Genomic DNA, 539 nt, shown 5'->3' with positions numbered 1-539 from the left:
TCTTGTAGTTACCTTATTTACTGGTTGTTTCGTAATAACTTCATTAACCGACAAAACTTGGCTGGTTTTTTGACCATCTACTGTTTTATAAACCTTTGTAACTGTTTTTAAACCATTTTGACCAGAAGTCGTTGTGACTTCATCAACAAATTTTGTATCATCAGTGATCGTTTCTTCTGCATACGGTATTTCTACCGTTGTAACTTCTTCAATCCTTCCTTCAACAGGCTCAACTGGTTTACTTGGTTTACTTGGTTCCTCCGGAGTCGGGGGAGTGACGGGTTCGACTGGAGTTTCGGGTGATGTCGGTTGAGTTGGTTCCGTTGGTGCAACAGGTTGGGCTGGATTAGTTGGCACAACTGGAGTTTCAGGAGCTGTCGGTTCCTCCGGAGTTGGAGGAGTGACGGGGTCTTCCGGTTTACTTGGCTCCTCTGGTGTCGGTGGGACAACTGGATTTTCAGGAACAGTTGGCTGCGCCGGTTCCGTTGGTGTTACAGGAACTTCCGGATGACTTGGTTGAGTTGGTTCCGTTGGTTGGG

At 46.4% G+C, this 539-nt stretch carries 1 protein-coding gene; it reads right to left on the bottom strand.

Annotated features, from left to right (window positions below; genetic code table 11):
- Positions 1-539 (bottom strand): G5 domain-containing protein (locus SORDD24_RS11735; RefSeq protein WP_231082699.1); only part of this gene is annotated, 539 nt, incomplete at both ends.

It is taken from the genome of Streptococcus oralis, assembly GCF_001579175.1.
GTDB classification, from domain to species: Bacteria; Bacillota; Bacilli; order Lactobacillales; family Streptococcaceae; genus Streptococcus; species Streptococcus oralis_O.
The sequence above is the reverse complement of the archived record's forward strand: the minus strand, read 5'-3'. Positions and strand labels throughout refer to the sequence as shown.